At 64.6% G+C, this 2,276-nt stretch carries 2 protein-coding genes; both read right to left on the reverse strand.

The window, feature by feature from the left end; translation table 11 throughout:
• A partial coding sequence (locus AC2VOP_RS13760; RefSeq protein WP_486961486.1) for a hypothetical protein occupies nt 1-219 on the reverse strand: 219 nt, incomplete at its 3' end.
• Between the two features lie 171 nt (nt 220-390).
• Nucleotides 391-2,276: cellulase family glycosylhydrolase (locus AC2VOP_RS13765; RefSeq protein ID WP_486961487.1), on the reverse strand; the 1,886-nt coding region annotated here is incomplete at its 5' end.

The raw sequence follows: 2,276 nt of genomic DNA on the forward strand, positions 1-2,276 counted from the left end.
CACCGCATCGGTAACACCCGCCAAACCCGCCTGAACCGAGTCAACCAACGGGTCGATGATCAAATCGACGACATCAGCGCGCGCCGGCGGCACACCCGCAGGCAGACTCATCGCCACAACCACCAACGCCGCCGCACCCACCACCACACCCACCCCGCGACGCTGACGCGCTGAGGTGTTGGGTGATCCACGATCACCCACGGTGAGCAGGCCAGCCATCAATTCAACTCCTCAGTGAAGATCTCCTCAGCACACAACAGATATTATTCAGTGTTGAACTAACTCTCACCTGGCCCGATACGCAAGCCCAACCACCGAATTCATCGCAGAAAATTGCTACCCGGTTTCGCTCGCTGGTTTGACCACCAGCCGTCGGCGGCACATCACATGTCACCCTGGTGCTGCGCCACCCGCGGCGGGGCTCACCACCACGTCGACGCTGTGTGCGCCGGCAACCGAGGCGACAACCAGTTCGGGAGCATCAGGAGCCGACACCACCTGTCCGCCGATGACGCTGACCTGATAACCGTTCGGGAACTCGATCTTCGGCACCGAGATCGTCGTCGGCGAACCGGCCGCGAAGCTGCCCTCACCATCGGCCCTAGCAGTGGAATAGCTGAACGTGAAGGTGCCGTGGTCAAACGACCACGAATGCGGGGTGCCCGACACCACCTGCGGATACGGCTGCGCAAGCACCGCCAGCTTCGCGGTGTCGACATTGGCGCCCACCGGCGGATCATGCGGGTTGTACACCAACGCCTCCGAGCTCGGTGAAGTCGCCGTGGTGGTTATGTCGTTTTGGCCGGTGAAGGCCCACTCCGCCCAGCCGTACTGGTGCTGGCCGGCGGCCTGCATCACGTCGGAGATGGCCGTGAGGTTGTCGGTGGCTCCGAACGAGGTAAGAAATGCCGGGATATCGTGCGGCCCCGCGTATGCCGCAGCATGGTCCATGGTGATCGCGTCGAGCAGGCCGCAGAAAAGGCTACTTCCTGTCAGCGACTCCGTGAGGCAAAAGTTGTCAAACGAGAAGGCGGTGTGCGGTTGATCCACGGTGCCCAGGTGGGTGGGAAACCCACTGTCGAAGAAGACGTTCGGTTGTAAGAACACCGGTGTCGTCGGGTCGACGGCCCTGATTGCCGATGCCACCTGGTTGTAGAAGGGCGTCAGCTGCTGGGCGTCGAAGAACGGGCTGCCAAACCAAGTCAGGAACGATTGTGAGCCCGGGTACGGTTCGGTCATGATGTCGAAGCCGGCGACGTCGGGGTTGTTTTTAAAGTAGTTCGCGACGTGTTCGTACATCTGGGCGTAATTGTTCTCCAGCCCAACCCCGTTCGGTGCGTCGGCGTTGGACCAGAACGCATCCCAGGCGTGATTCTCTGCGGGATTGAGGAAGGTGGCGAGGGAAAAAGGCTCATGCGGGTTGGGCAGCCCGCCGGTCTGCACCGCCCACGCCGGCGCACCTTCGCCCCCGAACGTGCTGCTGTAGAGATCTTGGTGCATGTTGAGCACGGTGTAGATGCCGTGGTTAGCCAGGATCTGCACGGTCTGCTCGATCGAGGCCAAGTAGGCGTCGTTGAACACACCGGGCTCGGGCTCCACAGCCGCCCAGATGATGCCCAGTTGCACGACGTTAAAGCCGTTGGCGGCCAGAAATGCCGCGTCGTCGTTGCTGAACCCGGTGGCGGAGGGCTCGAACGGCGGCACCTTGTCCACCTCGTAGAGCCCGTGCATGATGATGACCTGTCCGTCGCTGTTGGTCAGCCAGGTGCCAGTGCTGCTGATCGGCAGCACCGCGGCGTCGGCGGTGAGCGCGTCGGCGCTCGACGCGGCACCGGTCACGGTGCCAGGTGCGCCGACCATGCCGTGGCTGCCCAGCACGCCGCCGGTGCCGCCGGCCCCACCCAGCGCGGGCAACACCTCCGGATTGCTGCCGTCACCGCCAGCACCACCGTTGCCGCCAACGCCGAACAACCCGATGCCGTCACCCCCATCACCGCCATAACCACCAGCACCACCAAAACCGCCATCACCACCAGCGCCACCGGCCCCGCCGTCACCGACCAGCATCCCGCCGGACCCACCAGCACCACCGTCACCACCAGCGACACCGGAGGCCACACCGGTAGCCCCGGCCCCACCGGGACCACCGTCACCGAACAGCCCCGCATGCCCCCCAGCCCCGCCTTGGCCGGCCGCATCGGTAGCCCCGGCCCCGCCATCACCGAACAACCACCCACCGGCACCACCATCAGCCGCCGCCAACGTGGCATCCCCCA

The organism is Mycobacterium sp. TH-M106 (assembly GCF_057473765.1).